Here is a 17,515-nt window from a genome sequence, read left to right on the forward strand (position 1 = left end):
CGATGAGGAGCCGCGCGTCGGCGCCACCGGCCCCCGAACCCGCTTAGCGGACCGTCACCGTCACGCAGCCGGACAGGGTTTGTCCCCTCACCTTGGTCGTCGCGTTGCGGGTGGAGAACCGGTCTTTGCCCTTGAAGCGGGCCCTGGGCGTGTCATCGACGAGGGGTCACTCACCGCCGCCACGCCCAGCGGAAGTGAGACCGAGCGGTGATCCGCTTTGGGGAACTCACGCCATGGCCGGCTCGCCGTGCAATTTCGGCCAATGACACATCCCGGCGCAATACTGCAGCGTGAATCCCTGAATTCCGCCGTGCTCCTTCGCCTTGTGCTATCGAGGGCGGTTTCCTATGGTGGCCGCGTTCGAGGCGACAAACGATCGGGAGGATCGCAGGTGCCGACTGAAGCCGCGCGTGCATCGCGCGACACGTCCGCCGATCCGGAATTCGGCCCCTGGCTGGCGCAAGCCTCCATTCTCATCGTCGATGACGAGCCGGGGATGCGCAACTTCCTCATGCGCACGCTCGGTCCGCGCTGCAAGCGGCTGGAGCTGGCGGCCGATACGAACGAGGCTTCGCAGAAGCTTGATCGGCATCATTTCGACATCGTCATCCTCGACAACATCATGCCCAGGAAGAACGGGGTAGAATGGCTTGCCGAGCAGCGGGCGATCGGCTTCTTCGCCGATGCCATTCTGATGACCGCCTATGCCGATCTCGAAACCGCGATCCAGGCGCTGCGTGCCGGAGCCGTCGATTTCATCCTCAAGCCCTTTCGGTCGAACCAACTGCTCAATGCGGTTGCCCGCTGTCTTGATCGGATTCGGCTGCAGCGCGAGAACTACGTGCTGCGCTACGAGCTGAAGGCGGCGTCCGACCACATGCTGCTGCGTGACCGGCTAATCGGCGAATCCGCCGCGATCGCCGGGGTGCGCGAAACGATTGCCCGCGTTGCACCGCTGCCGACCTCCGTGCTGCTGACAGGCCAGTCCGGCACGGGCAAGGAGGTGGCGGCTCGTTCGCTGCACGCATTATCCGATCGGGCTGGCAAACCCTTCGTTCCGGTCAATTGCGGCGCGATCCCCGCGGATATGATCGAAAGCGAGCTGTTCGGTCACCTGAAGGGCGCCTTCACTGGTGCCGACCGAGGGCGGGAGGGCCTATTTCAGCATGCGCAGGGCGGTACGCTGTTCCTCGACGAAATCAGCGAGATGCCGCCCGCCACGCAAGCCAAGCTGCTGCGCGTGCTGGAGGATCGCAGGGTGCGGCCGGTCGGTTCCGAACGTGAGGTTCCGGTCGATCTGCGCTTCGTCTTCGCCACCAATGCGGAACTGGAAAAGGAGGTGCAGGCTGGTCGTTTTCGCGCCGATCTCTTCTTCCGCATCAACGTTATGCATATTCATCTGCCGCCTTTGAAGGAACGGGATGGCGACGCGGTGGAGCTTGCGACCCTCTTTATGAAGAAGCTTTCCGCGCAGCTCGCCATGCCGGTAGTGCCAATCGACAGTGCGGCGCGGCGGGCGCTTGCATCCTATGCCTGGCCAGGCAATGTGCGCGAACTGCGCAACCTCGTCGAGCGGGCCTTAATCCTCGGCCGCTTTCCCGAAAGCTTCGGATCTGGAGCTGCTGCCGCCGGTGAGGGCGGGTCGCTGGCGGACGTGGAGCGCCGGCACATCCTTGCGGTTCTCGCTGCCTGTAACGGCCAGCGCGAAGAGGCGGCGCGCCAGCTTGGCGTCTCCCGCAAGACCATCGACCGGAAGCTGGCTGCCTGGGATGGCTGACCGTGGGCACGGGATTCGCCCGGTGCGCTCCGTGCGCTACAGGTTGCTCGCCATCGCGCTGCTGCCCATGCTGGTTATCCTGCCGCTGCTGCTTGGCGTCACCGTCTATCGCTGGAACGAGAAGTTCGATGCAGCGTTGATCTCCAAGGTCAATGGTGACCTCACCATCGCACACCAGTACCTTGCCCATATTCTCGACAATACCGGCGAGCACATCACTGCGCTCGGCGGTTCGGTGCGTTTCCGGGATGTCGTCGGTGACAAATCCCGGCTGACGGCTCTTCTCGATGAGGCGAGGTCGCGGCTGGATCTCGATTTTCTCTATCTGATCGATCCGGAGGGACGGCTCGTCACATCCGTGACGGCGCAGACCGCCAGCGTCCTTCGCACCGACTGGCCCGTCATCCGCGATGCGCTCTCGGGCACGCCATCGACGGGCATCGCCATTTTCGACAATGCCGATCTCGAAAAGCTCTCTCCGGGCCTTGCCGCCCGCGCGCGCCTGCCGCTCGTCCCGACGCCGAATGCGATGCCGACGGAACGGCTGGAGGAGACGCGTGGCATGGTAGTGCAGAGCGCCAGCCCGGTGACCCTCGCCGAGGGACGCAGGGCCGTGCTTGTCGGCGGCATGCTGCTCAACCAGAACCTCAATTTCATCGATACGATCAATGATCTCGTCTATCGCGAGGCGAGTTTGCCGGAGGGCAGCCAGGGAACGGCGACGCTGTTCCTCGATGACGTGCGCATCAGCACCAATGTACGCCTCTTCGAAGGCCGCCGCGCGCTCGGCACGCGTGTTTCCGCGGCGGTGCGTTCGGCCGTGCTCGGCGAGGGGCGTACATGGCTCGACAGCGCCTTCGTCGTCAACGACTGGTATATCTCCGCCTATGAGCCGATCACCGACAGTCGCGGGAAGCGCGTCGGCATGCTCTATGTCGGATTTCTGGAAACGCCTTTCACCGCTGCGAAACGCCAGACGCTGCTCACCATCGTTCTCGCCTTCCTGGCGATCACGGCGGCGAGCGTGCCGATCTTCCTGCGCTGGGCGCGCGGTATCTTCGAGCCGCTCGAGCGCGTCGACGCGACCATCGCCAAGGTCGAGAGCGGGAATCTCGGCGCACGTACCGGCGCAGTTGACAGCCGGGACGAGATCGGCCGGGTTGCCGTGCATCTCGATGATCTGCTCGACCAGTTGGAGCGCAGCGACCGGCAATTGAGGCGTTGGAACGAGGAGCTGAACGCCCGCGTCGACGAGCGCACGCGTGAACTCAAGCTTGCCAACCGGCAACTCGAGGCGACCACCAAGCAGCTCATCATGTCGGAAAAGCTTGCCGCCATCGGTGAGATCACGGCTGGCGTGGCGCATGAGATCAACAATCCCATCGCTGTCATGCAGGGCAATCTGGAGGTCATCCGGTCCGTGGTGGGAGAACAGGCCGAGCAGGCGAAGGTGGAGTTCCAGCTTCTCGATGATCAGATCCAGCGCATCAGCTTGATCGTCACCAAACTCCTGCAATTCGCCAAACCGGAGGAATTCGCGGGTTTCGTCGACCGCCATGCACCCGATATGGTGATCGCCGATTGCCTGCCGCTCGTCCAGCATCTGCTCGCCAAGGCGGCAATCGAGGTGCGGCTGGAGAATACGGCGGAGCGGCTGGTGCTGATGAACCGCACGGAGCTGCAGCAGGTCGTCGTCAATCTGGTAGTGAACGCCATTCATGCCATGCCCGACGGCGGCAGGCTCGGTATCGAGACGCACGACAGCACGCGCGGGGGGCGGCGCGGCGTGGAGATCGTCGTCAGCGACAGCGGCGTTGGCATGGATCCGGAGGTGGCGGCGAGGGTGTTCGATCCATTCTTCACCACCAAGCGGCAGGAGGGCACGGGCCTCGGCCTTTCCATCAGTCAGACGCTGGTGACGCGGCAGGGCGGAGCCATCTCGCTCGCCAGCCGGCCGGGCGAGGGCGCGACCTTCATCGTCTGGCTGCCGGAGGCGGAATGAAGGGACAATTTGTCTGCCGGACGGACAAATTGTCCGGTTTCTCCGTCGGCGCTTTGCTAAATCCCTGATTTGAAAAGTCATACTCTTTGGCATGCGCCTTGCAGGGTTCGTTGCGGGAGGCCCGGCCTGTCGTCTGCATGGAGGATGCGGGCGTTTTGCCGGGTGCGGGGGAAATCGTTCCTCTCCCTGTCGCGACATCTGCGCATCAGGACGATGCGTTGCGGAGGAGAAACATGACTGTATCGACCGAAACCTATGCCGGCGGCTATTCCGGCAGCATCCTTGACCGGGAGCGCATCGTCGCCAGGCCCGGCTTCAATCGCTGGCTCGTTCCGCCGGCTGCGCTCGCCATCCATCTGTGCATCGGCATGGCCTATGGCTTCAGCGTGTTCTGGCTGCCGCTGTCCAAGGCGATTCCGGGCGCTGCCGATGGGACCTGCGCGGATATCAATCTCCTGTCCGCGCTTGTCACCACGAGCTGCAACTGGCGGGTTGCCGATCTCGGCTGGATCTACACGCTGTTCTTTGTGCTCCTTGGCTGTTCGGCCGCCATCTGGGGCGGATGGCTGGAGCGCGTCGGCCCGCGCAAGGCGGGTTTCGTCTCGGCCTGCTGCTGGTGCGGCGGCATTGCTGTCGCAGCCGTCGGCGTCATGACGCACCAGCTCTGGCTGATGTGGCTCGGCGCCGGCGTCATCGGCGGTATCGGCCTCGGGCTCGGCTATATCTCGCCGGTCTCCACGCTGATCAAGTGGTTCCCGGACCGGCGCGGCATGGCGACCGGCATGGCGATCATGGGCTTTGGCGGCGGAGCGATGATCGGCGCGCCGCTTGCCAATCTCCTGATGAACGTCTTCAAGACCGATACGTCCGCCGGCGTCTGGCAGACCTTCCTCGTCATGGCGGCGATTTATTTCTGCTTCATGATGGGGGGCGCCTTCGGCTACCGCATCCCGCCGGCCGGCTGGCGGCCCGAGGGCTGGACGCCGCCGGCGGCCAAGTCGACCATGGTCACCGCCCGCCATGTCCATCTGCGCGACGCGCACAAGACCGCGCAGTTCTGGCTGATCTGGCTCGTCCTCTGCCTCAACGTCTCCGCCGGTATCGGTGTGATCGGCATGGCTTCGCCGATGCTGCAGGAAATCTTCGGCGGTCGCCTCATCGGCCAGCCGGAACTCAGCTTCGGCCAGCTCGACACGGACCAGAAGGCGGCCATTGCCGCCATCGCGGCGGGCTTTACCGGCCTTCTGTCGCTCTTCAACATCGGCGGGCGCTTCTTCTGGGCCTCGTTGTCCGACAAGATCGGCCGCAAGAACACCTACTACACCTTCTTCATCCTCGGTATCGTTCTTTACGCCCTGGCGCCGACGCTGGCGGATATGGGCAGCAAGGCGCTCTTCGTGCTGGCCCTTGGCATCATCCTGTCGATGTATGGTGGTGGTTTCTCTACCGTTCCCGCCTATCTCGCCGACATATTCGGCACGCAGTTCGTGGGAGCCATCCACGGCCGCCTGCTGACGGCCTGGGCGACGGCCGGCATCGTAGGTCCGGTCGTCGTCAACTATATCCGCGAGGCGCAGATCTCCGCCGGCGTGGAGCCGGGCCCGGCGCTTTATACCGGAACGATGTATATCCTGGCCGGCATGCTGGCACTCGGTTTCATCGCTAATCTTCTGGTACGCCCGCTCGCCGACAAGTGGTTCATGTCTGACGAGGAGGTCGCTTCGCTACAAGCCAAATCCGCGGCGGCAAGTGCCGGTCCGAGCGGTTCGTTCGGCATCGGCACGGGCGGCCTCGATGCCAAGGCGGTGCTTGCCTGGGCTGCCGTCGGCATTCCGCTGCTCTGGGGTATCTGGGTAACGCTGAAAAACACGGCGGCACTGTTCTAGAGTTCCAGTAAAACCGCTGCGCACTTTTGCTGAAAGTGCTCTGAGGATACTGGCTACAGTCCCGGCCATCGGCCGGGGCTGATGGAGGATCGATCTGGCAGGAATTTGCCAGATCCCGGCTTGGTTCGGCAATAAAATGCCGTTCGGACCGGAAGGGCCCGGCCGAAGCCGGGCCTTGGAATGACGTCGCGGAAGGGCTGCGCGTGCAATTGCGGAATCGGGCGGAGCTCGCTCTCCTCCTCGTTCAGGGTGGAGCGAACGTGGAAGAGCCTCGCAATCTTGCCGGCGAAGAACAGGTCTGGGAGCAACACGCCGACGAGAACGCCCTTTGCAAGGTCGTGTATACCGACCACAGTGGCCATCGTCGCCGGCGTCACGATCGGCGCAGGTTCAGGATCGAGCACCAGGAAAACGTGCCGATCGATATGTTGTCTGGCCGATCGGCGGCCAGAAGAGCCACTCGGAGTTTTACCAGATCCGGGAAACGAAGCCGTTATAGAAAATGTTGCGCGCGGCTCAACACCGTTCCGCTTTCCACATGCATCGGAGCGCATTCATGCGCTTGGCGGAATTTCTTCCTGTCCCTTCTCCGCTGCCCGCCGCGCCCGGATGGCCGCGGCGATGAAGACGCGCGACAGTCCATGGTAGAGCGGTTCGCGCGAGAGGATGCGCGACGTCAGGTAGCCGAGCATTGCCACGGCCATGATGGGGATCACGGCCTCGTGGTCGCCGGTCATTTCGAGGATGATGACGAAGGCGGTCATCGGCGCCTGCACGACGCCGGCGAAGTATCCCGCCATGCCGAGCACCGCCGAAAGGGCGATGCTCGTGCCGAGGAGCGAGCCAAGCGTGCTGCCGAGGCCGGCCCCGACCGAAAGCGATGGCGCGAAGATGCCGCCGGGTATGCCTGAAAGCATGGAGAGGAAGCCGGCTGCGAATTTTTCGAGGAAGAAAAGCAGCGGCAGGGCTTCGCCCTGCACGGCGCCCTTGGCCTGCTCGTAGCCTGTGCCGAAGGTCTTGCCGCCGGAGATGACGCCGATGGCGGCGATGGCAAGGCCGCAGCAGAGCGCCAGCAGCACCATGCGCCTCATCGGCGCCGGCTGCGCCCAGCGACGGATGCGCTGGCCGAAATGCAGTGCCATGCCGCTGAAGGCGGCGCCGAGCGCGCCGCCGCCGATGCCGCAGGCCAGAACGAGCCCCCAGTCCCGCATGCTTAGCGGTGCGACGGAGGTGGAGCCGAAATAATGATAGCTGCCGGAAAGGCCGAGCGCGGCAAGGCCTGAGAGGATGACGGCGGCGAGAACGATGCCATTGGTGCGGGCCTCGTAGGTGCGGCCCATCTCCTCGATGGCGAAGACGATGCCGGCGAGCGGCGTGTTGAAGGCGGCGGCGATGCCGGCGGCCGAACCCGCGAGGATCAGGCCGCGTGCCTGTGCCATGCCGCCGAAGCGGGCGACTGCCAACATGATCGACGCGCCGACCTGCACTGTCGGGCCCTCGCGGCCGATGGAGGCGCCGGAGAAGAGGCCGAGCACGGTCAGGAGAATCTTGCCGAAAGCGATACGCAACGAGAGCAGCCTGCCGCGATCCTCGTCATCTTTGAGATGCCGCGCGGCGATCGCCTGCGGAATGCCGCTACCCTGTGCGTTCGGGAAGAAACGGATCGCAAGATAGGCGGAGAGGGCGAAGCCCGCCGGCGTCAGAAGCAGCGGCAGCAGAAAGCTCCATTCCGTCGCCGTCGTCAGGCGGCCGAACCCATGCTGCGCCAGGTCGGCCAGCTTGGCGAAGCCGACGCTGATCACCCCGGTCGCCAGCGCCCCGCACCAGAAGACGAGCCGCGGGCGCCAGAGGGAGAAAGAACCCCAGAAAACGCGGGATCGGCGGAGCAGCTTGGATTTTCTGTAGAAGGTGGGCATTCTCGACTTCAGGCATCGTGGTTGGAAGAACCGGACGGGCAGCCGATTTCACGCAAATCCCAGTACCCTGTCCAGCCCTTCCCGCCAATTTCCTGCTCCGCAAATGCCTTCCATTGTCGCCTCGCCGGGGCTGGTTGAGCATATCTGGTCCCGTTGAGGGCCCTGCGATTGGAAAATCCGGCCCGGTTTGCTCGAAGAGATTCGTTCATGCCGGCACCCTTGAAAGAACCTGAAGGTCGCTGCCGGTTGGGCTCTGGAATACACGCAAGCCGAATTCCGGAAGGATCGCGAACAGGTGGTCGAAGATGTCCGACTGGGTGCCTTCGTATCTGGCCCAGGCCGTGGTGTTGGCGAAGCAATAGATTTCCAGTGGCAGGCCTTCGGGCTGGGGCGGGAGCTGACGCACCATGATCGTCATGCCCTGATGGACGCCGGGATGATTGCGCAGATAATCCTCCACATAGGCGCGGAAGGTGCCGACATTGGTCGCGCGGCGCGTATTGGCGGGAATGCGGGCACGCTCGCCAAGCCTGCCGTTCCATTCGGACAGTTCCTCCTGCTTGTGCTTGAGATAGGTTTCCAGCCGGTCGAGCCTGGAAAGCCTTTCCTCCTCCTCGGTGTCGAGGAAGCGGATGCTCGTCTGGTCCAGATAGAGCGCGCGCTTGATGCGCCGGCCGCCCGCTTCCTGCATGCCGCGCCAGTTCTTCACCGGCTCGGTCACGAGCTTGCGGATGGGGATCGTGGTCACGGTCTTGTCGAAGTTCTGCACCTTGACGGTGTGAAGGGCGATCTCGACGATGTCGCCGTCGGCATTCTGGCCGGGCATCTCGATCCAGTCGCCGACACGCACCATGTCCGTGGAGGATATCTGGATGCCGGCTACCAGCGACAGCAGCGTGTCCTGGAAGACCAGGATGAGGACGGCGGCCATCGCGCCGAGGCCGGACAACAGGATCAGCGGCGAGCGATCTATCAGCGTGGCGATCATCAGGAGTGCGGCGATGACGTAGACCGCGATCTTGACGACCTGGATATAGCCCTTGATCGGCTTCAGCCGCGCGTCGGGACGGCGATGATAGGTGGTGTCGACGATGTTGAGTGCCGCGCTGATGGCCATGGCGACCGTCAGGATCATGAAGGCGCTGGAGACGTTACGCACCACGACGACGACGAAGGCTGGCAGATTGGGCACGAGCGCGATGCCCGCCGAGACGACGAGCGCCGGCATGACATTGGCAAGCCTCTCGATCAGGCCATGCCGGCGTAGTTCCGGGTCGCGGCCAAAGGCGGTGAAGGCAAGCACGCGGTTGAGCGTACGCACCAGCAGTGCCTTCACCACATAATTGGCGAACAGCGCGGCAAAGCCGAGAGCGAGAAGCGCTATCCCGGTCGTGAGGATCGGGTGGATATCGGCAAAGTTTGAAATCATCGTCACTCCTGAACGTCTGTGCGGCGCCCCTTGCGGAGCCTGCCGCTGAAAGGAATTGTACCGGCTGCGCAACGCTTCGGCGTCTTCTTCGACCGGCCAAAAAGGGGCTTCAGGCGGCCTTCAATGCGACACCGGGCGTGGCGTCTTTGCCTTCCGGGCGAATATTCCCGAAAGGTGGGAAGGTCGGTGCGATGCAGAATAGGGCTGAGTTTTTCCCTGCCGATGAAAGAAACAATCCGAAAAAATCTGCGGATTCTGGCCGATACCAATTGATAATCCGTGTCGCGAAACACTGGAAGAATGATAATATAAAGACAAAGAGAGCGATTGATCCGGAAGATGCTTTGATGGTGTTCTTTCCAATCTCTGTCATCGGCGATTCCTTTCGCTTTTTGTCCGCAGGCATATTCGGACACATTCCTCCGGTCGGGATCAATACGTTCTTATTCCATGAATTGCCGGGCAGGGCAAATCTGTGATGAAAAACAGTGCGGGCGGCCTGCATCGCTCCGGGGCGACTGGCCGCGCTGCTCGGGTGGCGGACGCGGCGCGCTATGCACCCGACAGGAAACCAGGCACCCAGCGCCGTGGTTGTCCCGGTCATCGATCGGTATGCAGGCGTTATAAAACCGCAACTTTAGAGGCGGCCGCGTCAAGGCCGCGTACCAGCCTCTTGTTTACGCTCCGCAAAACAGTTGGCCGGACGGCCCCGCGATGTTGCGCCGGACGTTGAACGGGCGTCTAAGGAAACAGGCAGTCGCCTTGCGTTTGGCGATGACGAGCACTCCGCGCCCGTCATCCCGGGCGTCGGACCCGGCGAACAATCATCGCATCCAGCGACAGCAGCCCCGGGCCCCGAGCGGCGATGAACAGCAGGCAGACGGCCCAGGTGCCATGCGTCGGCCATGCGTCGGGATAGACGAAGATCTCGATCACCAGCGTCATGCCCAGAAGCGCCAGCGCCGACAGGCGGCTTGCAAGGCCGACGACCAGCAGGACCGGGAAGACATGTTCGGCAAGAGCCGCAAGATGCGCGGCGAGCCATGGATCGATGAGGGGCAGCTTGTACTCGTTCTCGAAGAGATAGAGCGCATTATCGGAGAGCATCCAGCCGTTCACCTTCGTCTGGCCGGATTGCCAGAAGACGGCGGCGATCGAGAGCCGGGCAACCAGTGCGATGAGATCGTTCGGGATGCGGTCGAGTGCAGCAATGACCTGTCCGCCGAGACCCTGCGGCGCGGAAGTTACGGGGTCAGACATCGTGTCGGTCTTCATGGAACGTCCTCCTTGAATGTCGTGAATGCGCCGGAACGGAGCAGGATGGCGAGCGCTTCGGTGAGATCGAAGCCGTTGTCGTCCAAAGCCGCGGCCGCTTGCGCGAGGTTCGCTCCTGCGGCGAGGCGGCGGAAGAACCGCGCGCCGGCCGGCGGCAGGGGAATAACTTCGACGGCAAGGCGCGGGCGAACGATGAGCGCATGTTCTCCTTGCCAGGGATCTATCGGGCCGAGCGGCCTCTCGCCGGCATTCATCGCCCAGATCGTCACCATGGGATGGGGTGAGGAGAGGATGGACAGTGCGGGGTGCGGTACGAGAACGAGGCTGCCGAGCCGGGCCGGATCGACCGCGGCCAGCGCTGCCGGATCGAGCGGTCGCGCGTTGGCCGCGTGATAGGCGCGTCCGCGCGCCACTTCGAGACGCATCACATCGGGCAGATAGGCCAGCGGCCGTGCAGGCTCGAAAGCCGCTGCGAAGTCCGGAAAATCGTCGCCATAGGCGAGTAGCACCGGCGAGTGTGGCGGATGGTCTTTTATGAAGTCCGCTGCCATGGCCCGGAAGAAATCCGCCCCGACGATGCTTTCCGCCGCGGGAAAGCGCGAGGCCAGGGCACCCGCGAGGCTTGCCTTGACATTGTTCCGATAGACGTCGTAGCGGCGCTGCGGCACGGCTTCGTTCCATGCCACCAGGCCATCGGGCGGCAGGCTTGTTCCGAAAAGTCCGGCGGCAAAGGCGTTCTGGGTGATCTCTGACATGGTCAGGCCGCTCTCTGCCGTGCGGCATCGTCGAGCATGCGCTGCGCCGAGACCACTTCCTTGCGCAGCACCGGCCAGGCCGGCACGTCATTGTCCCATTCGATGAGGCTTGCCACCGGCCCGATACGGCGAAGAACGGTCTGGTAGAGCGCCCAGACGGGGTCCTTCACCGGCGTGTCGTGGCTGTCTATGAGCAGGGGCGCACCGAGATCGTCCACCGTTTCGGAATGGCCGCTGAGGTGGATTTCCCGCACGGCTTCGAGCGGGAAGCGGGCGACATAGGCGTCGGGATCGAGATTATGGTTCGTTGCGGCGACGAAGACATTGTTGACGTCGAGCAGCAGGCCGCAGCCGGTGCGCCGGACGATCTCGGCCAGGAAGGCGGTTTCCTCGATCGTACTTTCGGTAAAGAGCAGGTAGGTCGCGGGGTTTTCGAGCAGCATCTGCCGGCCCAGTGCCGACTGTACCTCGTCGATGTGATCGGCGACGCGGACGAGCGTTTCCCCCGTATAGGGCAGGGGCAGGAGGTCGTTGAGGAAGACGCTGTCATGGGTCGACCAGGCGAGATGCTCGGAGAAGCTCTCCGGCTGATAGCGGTCGCAGAGCGCCTTCAGCCGGGCGAGATGATCACGGTCGAGCGGCTGCAGGGAGCCGATGGAAAGGCCGACGCCGTGAATGGAGATGGCATGGTCCTCGCGCAGCTTGCCGAGCTGCGCATGCGGCGGGCCGCCTGCGCCCATGTAGTTTTCCGCATGGACCTCGAAGAAGCCGATGGGCTCCGGCGCGGCGAGGATATCGGCGAAATGCTCGGGCTTGAAGCCGGCGCCGGCACGGCGCGGAAGCGTGGAAGGGATCATGACGAGACCTTTCTGAAGAGAGGTGACGGCGCCGGGCCGGCGCCGTCCGCTGCAGGACTCGCGTCAGGCCGGGGCCGGGCCCTGTTCCAGCATGCCGTGCCCGTCGGGGGTCTTCATCGACATGCAGGTGCCCTTGGGAACCAGCTTGAAGGCGTTCTTCTGATAGTCGATCTTCGAGGTGCCGGCGCAGGTCGTGCCCGGGCCTGCGGCGCAGTCGTTCTGGCCCTTCATCGCGATGCCGTAGCACTTCTCCTTGGCGTCATCGGCGGCGGCGGGCGTGGCAATGGCGGCAAGCGCGGAAGCAAGCGAACCGGCAAGGGCGAGGGTGGCGATCGTGGTCTTCATTCTCTGTCTCCGTTTTGGGGCCAGCCGCAATTGGCTGTGCAGGATCGGCTACGGAGGGAAGGAGACGGCTCGTTACAGCGGGGCCTATCGATTTTTCACGAAAACCTTGACGATGGATCGATCCGTTTAAGAAAAAATCCTTTTGTATCAGCTGTTTGGGCGTTCCGTGCATTTCTCGCTGCACGCGCGGTAACAAATTCGTGTCTCCCGGCGTAGGGTAGACAGCAGTGAAACAGTCGGCGCGCGAAGAGGAATGGGCAGCATGGCTGCGCCTTGCCATGAAGGGCGAGACGCAGGCCTATAGCCGTTTCCTCGTGGCGGTAACGCCGTATCTGCGCGCCATGGCGCGGCGGCGTTGCGACCAGTACGGCGCTCCGGCGAGCGAGGCGGAGGATGTCGTGCAGGAGGTGCTGCTCGCCATCCATCTCAAGCGCGGCACATGGGACCCCGCCCGACCGCTCGGCCCCTGGTTGACGACCATCGTGCGCAACAAGCTGGTCGATAGCCTGCGGCGCCGTGGTCGACACGGCAATGTGCCGCTGGAGGATGTTGCGGATTTCCTGGAGGCGGAGGACGAGACGCACGAGGCTGCCGACCGGCTCGATGCGAAGACCATGCTCGACCGGCTGAAGGATCCGCAGCGTGACATCGTGCGCTCGATTTCCCTGGAAGGTGCGAGCGTCAGGGAGACGGCGGAGAGGTTGAAGATGACGGAGGTCGCGGTGCGCGTATCCCTCCACCGGGCGCTGAAATCGCTGGCGGCCCTTTATCGGAGCGAATGACATATGAAGACCGACGACCTGATCACCCTGATGACGCAAGATGCATCTGTCGACCTGCGCTACGGCCGGGCGCTTGTACTTGCGCTCGGGACGGGCACTGTCTTTTCCGCGGTGCTGCTGATCGTCACGATCGGTCTGCGGCACGACATGGCGAGTGTCTTCGAGACGGTGCGTGTGCTCTTCAAGATAAGCGTTACCTTGGTGCTCGCCGTCCTTGCAGCCCGGCTTGCCATGCGCATCGGCCGGCCGGGGGCGGAGATGCGTTTCCCCGCTCTCCTGCTCGGCGTGCCCTTTGCCATGGTCGCTGTCGCCGTCATCATCGAACTCACCACGCTGCCGGTTGATGCTTGGCGGACGAGTCTCGTCGGACGCAACGCGCTGTTCTGTCTGTTCTTCGTGCCGGTCCTGTCGCTTGCGCCCTTGACGGGCCTGTTCTGGGCGCTGAAAAAAGGCGCACCCGAAAATCCGACGGCGGCCGGTGCCGCTGCCGGCCTTGCGGCAAGCGCAATTGCCGCAGCGATTTACGCCTGGCATTGCCCTGACGACAGCCCACTCTTTCTTGCCACCTGGTACACGATCGCCATCGCCGGCGTGACCGTCGCAGGCGCACTGCTTGGCCGGCGATTGTTGCGCTGGTAAATCGCGAACCGAGCTGGCGTGTGATCAGCGAAAGGCTGTGACATCACAGGTACGGCAGGGCTTTCTGCAATCGTAGTGTTAGACAGATTTCTGCCGGTGTCTTCATCGTGCAGGGCTGGCAGGACGACACGGTCTTCAAGGACCTGCGCATCCAGGCGCGCGCCGCGGCGGATATCTCCGTCGCGCTCCTCAAGGGCGAACCGCTTGCGAAGGGCCTGATGAACACGAGCTTCGACAATGGCGGCAATGTCATCCCCGGCGCCTCGCTGCCGGTGCCCTCGGCTAGAACCCTTCAAGCGCTGCGGTGCCGCGCCATCAGCTTTGCCTGCAGCACGACGACGACGAGCAGGAAGGCGCCCCGGATGACGGATTGCCAGTAGGCGGAAAGCGAGATCCAGCCGAGGCCGTTTTCGAAGTTGAGGATGTTGAAGACCATGGCGAGGAGCAGGGCGCCGGCGAGCGTCGCCCCGACGGAACCCGAGCCGCCGGTAAGCAGCGTGCCGCCCACCACGACGGAGGCGATGGCGAAGAGCTCCCAGCCGACGCCCTCCGTCGGCTGGCCCGCGCCGAACTGCGCGGCGAGGATGACGCCGGCAAGGCCGGCGAGCGTGCCGGAGGCGAGATAGACGGCGGCCAGCGTGCGCTCGACCTTGAGGCCCATCAGGCCGGCCGTCGCCTCGCCGTCGCCGATGGCGAGGATATGGCGGCCGACCGGCAGCTTCTCGAGCACCAGCCAGCCGAGGACATAGGCGGCGATGCCGATCCAGGCAGGGATGGGAAAGCCCAGGAAATCGTCCTGGCCGATGGTAGTGAAGCCGCTGTCGTAGGAGACGGAGACCGACTGATTGTCGGCAAGCAGCAGCCCTGTGCCATAGGCCGCCAGCATGGTCGCGAGCGTGGCGATGAAGGGCTGGATGCGCATCTTCGTGATGATGAAGCCGTTCAGCGCACCGACGGCGAAGCCCGCCGCCATGCCGCCGAGGAGGCCGGCCGCCCAGTGATAGGGCGACAGGAGGGCCGCCACCACGCTTGCCATCGCCGCCGTGCCGCCGACCGAAAGATCGATGCCGCCGGTGATGATGACGAAGGCCATGCCGAGCGCGATCAGCGCGAACATGGAATTGTAGCGCAGGAAGCTGAGGATATTGAACGATGACAGGAAGTTGTCGTAGCGCAGCGCGCCGAACAGGATGAGGCCGGCGAGCGCGAGAATGACGCCGGCGCGGGCGAGATCGCCCGAGGACTTGATGGCGAAGGGGCGGAGGAGGGCGTGCATGATGGGTCTCCTCAATGCCTGTCGGCGCGCTGCTGGATGAAGACGGCGAGCACGATGAGCCCGGCCTTGACGATGAGGGCGGCGGCATCCGGCACGCCATTGGCCAGCAGCGTGTAGCGCACGAGCTGGATGACGAAGGCGCCGATGACGGTGCCGACGATGTTGGCCCGCCCGCCCGTCAGGAGCGTGCCGCCGACGGCGACGGCCGCGATGGCGTCGAGCTCCATGCCGAGGCCGACGAGATTGGCGTCGCTCGCCGAATTGCGCGCGACCACGACGAGGCCGGCAAGACCGGCCAGCGCACCGCTGATCATGTAGACCAGCAGCTTGACGCGCTTGACCGGAATGCCCGTCAGCCGCGCCGCCTTCTCGTTGCCGCCGACGGCGATGACCTGGCGGCCGATGACGGTGTAGCGGATCATGGCGGAGGCGAGCGCGACGATGACGATCATCAGCACGACCTGCGCCGGAATGCCGGCGACGCGGCCCATGGCGATGAACTGGAATCCTTCGTTTCTGAAGACCTGCAGATTGCCGTTGGTCATGACCTGCGCGATGCCGCGGCCGGCGATGAACAGCACCAGCGTCGCGATGATCGGCTGGATCGAGAAGCGGGTCACGAGCAGCCCGTTGAACAGGCCGAACAGGCCGGCGACCGCGACCGGGATGACGAAGGCGAGCGCCACGGCGAAGGCCATGTTCTCCACCTGCCAGAACTGGCTCATGAAGATCATCGGCGCCAGCGCCCCCGATATCGCCATCAGCGAGCCGACCGAAAGGTCGATGCCGCCGGTGGCGATGACCAGCGTCATGCCGGTGGCGACGATGACGATGGTGGCGACCTGCGTGAGGTTCACGTTCAGCGTCTGCCAGGACAGGAAGTTCGGCGTCACCGCGATGTTGAAGACGATGAGCGCCAGGAAGGCGACGAAGGTGCCGTAGCGGCTCGCCAGCGAAAACAGCCGGCCGCCCGAAGAGAGCGTGCCCGGCGGCTGCGGGGCGGGGGTCTCGATCGTCGTCATGTCATTTCACCTGATGGGTCCACCTGATGGGCCATGGCCGAAAGCAGCGCCGCCTCGCTCAGCTCCCCGCGCGGCAGGGTCGCGACCGATGTGCCGTCGCTGAGCACGGTGACGCGGTCGGCGGCGGCGAGAAGCTCTTCCAGCTCGGAGGAGATCATCAGCACGCTGAGGCCCTCGTCGGCGAGGCTGCGCAGGAGCTTGAGGATTTCCGACTTCGCGCCGACATCGATGCCGCGGGTCGGCTCGTCGATGATGAGGACGCGCGGATCGGTGGCCAGCCAGCGGGCAAGCAGCACCTTCTGCTGGTTGCCGCCGGAGAGTTCCTTGATCGGCTGGTCGGGCGAGGCGCATTTGACGCCGAGCGCCCGGATGTAGCGGGTGACGATCTCGTTCTGCCGCGCGCGGTCGACGATGCCGGCCTTCCTCAGCTTCGGCAGCAGCGCCAGCGTCATGTTCTCGCGGATGCTCATGTCGGGCACGATGCCGTCGATCTTGCGGTCCTCGGAAACGAGGCCGATGCCGTCGGCGATCGCATCCGCCGGCTCGCGATAGGCGCGCTCCCGTCCGTCCATGCGGATGGTGCCACGCTGCATCCTGTCCGCGCCGAAGACGAGGCGGGCGGTCTCCGTGCGGCCGGCGCCGAGCAGGCCCGCAAGGCCCGAGATCTCGCCCTCGCGCACGTCGAGGCTCACGTCGCGCACGCGCACGCCCGCACCGGCATGCTCGACGGAAAGGCGGACGGGCCGGTCGGGCACGTCCCCGTCCGGCGCCATTGCCTGGAAGGCGGCGAGCTCCTTGCCGAGCATGTGGCGCACCAGCGCCATCTTGGGCATGTCGGCCATCGGGCTTTTCGCCACCGTCTGGCCGTCCCGCATGATCGTCACGCGGTCGCAGATCGCATAGAGTTCGTCCAGCCGGTGGCCGATGAAGATGACGGCGACGCCGGAGCGCTTCAGCGTGCGGATCGTCTCGAAGAGCACCGCGACCTCCCGCTCGTCGAGCGAGGAGGTCGGCTCGTCCATGATGACGAGGCGGGCGTTCTGCGTGACCGCGCGGGCGATCGCCACCATCTGCCGGGTCGCGGCATCGAAATGCGCGACGGGACGGTCGACGTCGATGGAAAGGTTGAAGGTCTTCAGCACCGCCTCCGCGCCGCGCCGCATGGCGGCGTGGTCGATCAGGCCGAAGCGCCTGGGCTCGCGGGAGAGGTAAATATTCTCTGCCACCGAACGCTGCGGGGCGAGGTTGATTTCCTGGTAGATCGTCGCGATGCCGGCGGACTGGGCCTCCGCAGGCATGGAGAAATCGACCTCCCTGCCGTCGAAGGTGATGCTGCCTTCGTCGCGGCGATAGACGCCGGTGAGGATCTTGATCAGCGTGGATTTTCCCGCGCCGTTCTGCCCGACCAGCGCCATGACCTCCGCCGGCTCGACGTCGAGCGAGGCGGATTTCAGCGCGGCGACGCCGGCGAACACCTTGGAAATGCCCTGCATGGACAGAAGCATCGGTTCCTCCTCTATCCCACCCATGACGAACCTACACCCGAACCGGCGG

The 17,515-nt window shown here is 64.5% G+C and carries 16 protein-coding genes, 1 pseudogene and 1 other annotated feature; of the genes and pseudogenes, 6 read left to right on the forward strand and 11 right to left on the reverse strand.

The annotated features are described in order from the left end of the window. Positions 1–391: 391 nt before the first annotated feature. The 3 genes from DSD28_RS02880 to DSD28_RS02890 all read left to right on the forward strand — a co-directional run bounded on the left by DSD28_RS02880 (position 392) and on the right by DSD28_RS02890 (position 5,665). Positions 392–1,777, forward strand: a complete 1,386-nt coding sequence (locus DSD28_RS02880) for a sigma-54-dependent transcriptional regulator (protein ID WP_245424717.1) — start codon at positions 392–394, stop codon at positions 1,775–1,777. Then, positions 1,770–3,779: a sensor histidine kinase gene (locus DSD28_RS02885; protein ID WP_119254826.1), complete on the forward strand. Its 2,010-nt coding sequence runs from the start codon at positions 1,770–1,772 to the stop codon at positions 3,777–3,779. Before DSD28_RS02880 ends, DSD28_RS02885 begins: the two co-directional genes overlap by 8 nt. 233 nt (positions 3,780–4,012) lie before the next feature. Further along, positions 4,013–5,665, forward strand: a complete 1,653-nt coding sequence (locus DSD28_RS02890; protein ID WP_119254827.1) for an OFA family MFS transporter — start codon at positions 4,013–4,015, stop codon at positions 5,663–5,665. Between the two features lie 236 nt (positions 5,666–5,901). Here the strand turns inward: DSD28_RS02890 and DSD28_RS02895 are convergent. The 8 genes and pseudogenes from DSD28_RS02895 to DSD28_RS02925 form a co-directional block, all read right to left on the reverse strand. Further along, a pseudogene (locus DSD28_RS02895) lies at positions 5,902–6,092 on the reverse strand (sodium-independent anion transporter); the annotation flags it as partial. Beyond that, positions 6,092–6,147, reverse strand: a sequence feature (sul1 is cis-regulatory element that is thought to sense ions involved in sulfur or methionine metabolism; They are found in Alphaproteobacteria). Its footprint overlaps the pseudogene before it by 1 nt. Before the next feature lie 72 nt (positions 6,148–6,219). Next, positions 6,220–7,581, reverse strand: coding sequence for a chloride channel protein (locus DSD28_RS02900; RefSeq protein ID WP_119254828.1), 1,362 nt, complete (start codon positions 7,579–7,581; stop codon positions 6,220–6,222). A 205-nt stretch (positions 7,582–7,786) separates the two neighbouring features. Next, on the reverse strand, positions 7,787–9,010 hold the full coding sequence (locus DSD28_RS02905; RefSeq protein ID WP_119254829.1) for a mechanosensitive ion channel family protein: 1,224 nt from the start codon (positions 9,008–9,010) through the stop codon (positions 7,787–7,789). Positions 9,011–9,119: 109 nt separating this feature from the next. Next, positions 9,120–9,614 carry a hypothetical protein gene (locus DSD28_RS25740; RefSeq protein ID WP_162911202.1) on the reverse strand — a complete coding sequence of 165 codons (495 nt, stop codon included), beginning with the start codon at positions 9,612–9,614 and terminating at the stop codon, positions 9,120–9,122. A gap of 191 nt (positions 9,615–9,805) precedes the next feature. Further along, a complete protein-coding gene (locus DSD28_RS02910; RefSeq protein ID WP_432430831.1) occupies positions 9,806–10,285 on the reverse strand; it encodes a DoxX family protein in 480 nt (159 codons plus the stop codon). Next, positions 10,282–11,040, reverse strand: a complete 759-nt coding sequence (locus DSD28_RS02915; protein WP_119254830.1) for an HvfC/BufC N-terminal domain-containing protein — start codon at positions 11,038–11,040, stop codon at positions 10,282–10,284. The genes DSD28_RS02910 and DSD28_RS02915 overlap by 4 nt, the downstream gene beginning before the upstream one ends. Before the next feature lie 2 nt (positions 11,041–11,042). Beyond that, the gene (bufB, locus tag DSD28_RS02920; protein WP_119254831.1) at positions 11,043–11,897 is read right to left on the reverse strand and encodes an MNIO family bufferin maturase; all 855 of its coding nucleotides are present in this window, start codon (positions 11,895–11,897) and stop codon (positions 11,043–11,045) included. Positions 11,898–11,960: 63 nt separating this feature from the next. Continuing rightward, entirely contained in the window at positions 11,961–12,242 is a 282-nt protein-coding gene (locus DSD28_RS02925; RefSeq protein WP_119254832.1) for a BufA1 family periplasmic bufferin-type metallophore, read from the reverse strand. Positions 12,243–12,469: 227 nt separating this feature from the next. On the opposite strand from DSD28_RS02925, the gene DSD28_RS02930 reads away from it, so the two are divergent. The 3 genes from DSD28_RS02930 to DSD28_RS02940 all read left to right on the forward strand — a co-directional run bounded on the left by DSD28_RS02930 (position 12,470) and on the right by DSD28_RS02940 (position 14,043). Then, positions 12,470–13,024: a sigma-70 family RNA polymerase sigma factor gene (locus DSD28_RS02930; protein ID WP_119254833.1), complete on the forward strand. Its 555-nt coding sequence runs from the start codon at positions 12,470–12,472 to the stop codon at positions 13,022–13,024. 3 nt (positions 13,025–13,027) lie between these two features. Further along, positions 13,028–13,663, forward strand: coding sequence for an NrsF family protein (locus DSD28_RS02935; RefSeq protein WP_119254834.1), 636 nt, complete (start codon positions 13,028–13,030; stop codon positions 13,661–13,663). Positions 13,664–13,770: 107 nt separating this feature from the next. Beyond that, positions 13,771–14,043 (forward strand): hypothetical protein, encoded by a 273-nt coding sequence (locus DSD28_RS02940; protein WP_119254835.1) that lies wholly within the window; start codon positions 13,771–13,773, stop codon positions 14,041–14,043. Here DSD28_RS02940 and DSD28_RS02945 read toward each other — a convergent pair. From DSD28_RS02945 to DSD28_RS02955, 3 genes are read right to left on the reverse strand one after another with little or no spacing between them, the layout of a single operon-like run. After that, complete coding sequence (locus DSD28_RS02945; RefSeq protein WP_119254836.1) at positions 13,956–14,939, reverse strand: ABC transporter permease; 984 nt, start codon at positions 14,937–14,939, stop codon at positions 13,956–13,958. The two genes, DSD28_RS02940 and DSD28_RS02945, sit on opposite strands and share 88 nt — an antisense overlap. Positions 14,940–14,950: 11 nt before the next feature. Beyond that, positions 14,951–15,961, reverse strand: a complete 1,011-nt coding sequence (locus DSD28_RS02950; protein ID WP_119254837.1) for an ABC transporter permease — start codon at positions 15,959–15,961, stop codon at positions 14,951–14,953. After that, entirely contained in the window at positions 15,958–17,466 is a 1,509-nt protein-coding gene (locus tag DSD28_RS02955) for a sugar ABC transporter ATP-binding protein (protein WP_119254838.1), read from the reverse strand. The genes DSD28_RS02950 and DSD28_RS02955 overlap by 4 nt, the downstream gene beginning before the upstream one ends. Positions 17,467–17,515: the final 49 nt, after the last annotated feature.

It is taken from the genome of Shinella zoogloeoides (genome assembly GCF_003574625.1).
Classification (GTDB): Bacteria; Pseudomonadota; Alphaproteobacteria; order Rhizobiales; family Rhizobiaceae; genus Shinella; species Shinella zoogloeoides_A.

Excerpts from the sequence above, each read along its gene's own strand:
- DSD28_RS02905 (WP_119254829.1), bottom strand. The coding sequence starts at position 9,010 with ATGATTTCAAACTTTGCCGATATCCACCCGATCCTCACGACCGGGATA.
- DSD28_RS02935 (WP_119254834.1), top strand. The coding sequence starts at position 13,028 with ATGAAGACCGACGACCTGATCACCCTGATGACGCAAGATGCATCTGTC.
- DSD28_RS02955 (WP_119254838.1), bottom strand. The coding sequence starts at position 17,466 with ATGCTTCTGTCCATGCAGGGCATTTCCAAGGTGTTCGCCGGCGTCGCC.
- DSD28_RS02950 (WP_119254837.1), bottom strand. The coding sequence starts at position 15,961 with ATGACGACGATCGAGACCCCCGCCCCGCAGCCGCCGGGCACGCTCTCT.
- DSD28_RS02925 (WP_119254832.1), bottom strand. The coding sequence starts at position 12,242 with ATGAAGACCACGATCGCCACCCTCGCCCTTGCCGGTTCGCTTGCTTCC.
- DSD28_RS02910 (WP_432430831.1), bottom strand. The coding sequence starts at position 10,285 with ATGAAGACCGACACGATGTCTGACCCCGTAACTTCCGCGCCGCAGGGT.
- DSD28_RS25740 (WP_162911202.1), bottom strand. The coding sequence starts at position 9,614 with ATGACCGGGACAACCACGGCGCTGGGTGCCTGGTTTCCTGTCGGGTGC.
- DSD28_RS02890 (WP_119254827.1), top strand. The coding sequence starts at position 4,013 with ATGACTGTATCGACCGAAACCTATGCCGGCGGCTATTCCGGCAGCATC.
- DSD28_RS02900 (WP_119254828.1), bottom strand. The coding sequence starts at position 7,581 with ATGCCCACCTTCTACAGAAAATCCAAGCTGCTCCGCCGATCCCGCGTT.
- DSD28_RS02945 (WP_119254836.1), bottom strand. The coding sequence starts at position 14,939 with ATGCACGCCCTCCTCCGCCCCTTCGCCATCAAGTCCTCGGGCGATCTC.
- bufB (WP_119254831.1), bottom strand. The coding sequence starts at position 11,897 with ATGATCCCTTCCACGCTTCCGCGCCGTGCCGGCGCCGGCTTCAAGCCC.
- DSD28_RS02915 (WP_119254830.1), bottom strand. The coding sequence starts at position 11,040 with ATGTCAGAGATCACCCAGAACGCCTTTGCCGCCGGACTTTTCGGAACA.
- DSD28_RS02885 (WP_119254826.1), top strand. The coding sequence starts at position 1,770 with ATGGCTGACCGTGGGCACGGGATTCGCCCGGTGCGCTCCGTGCGCTAC.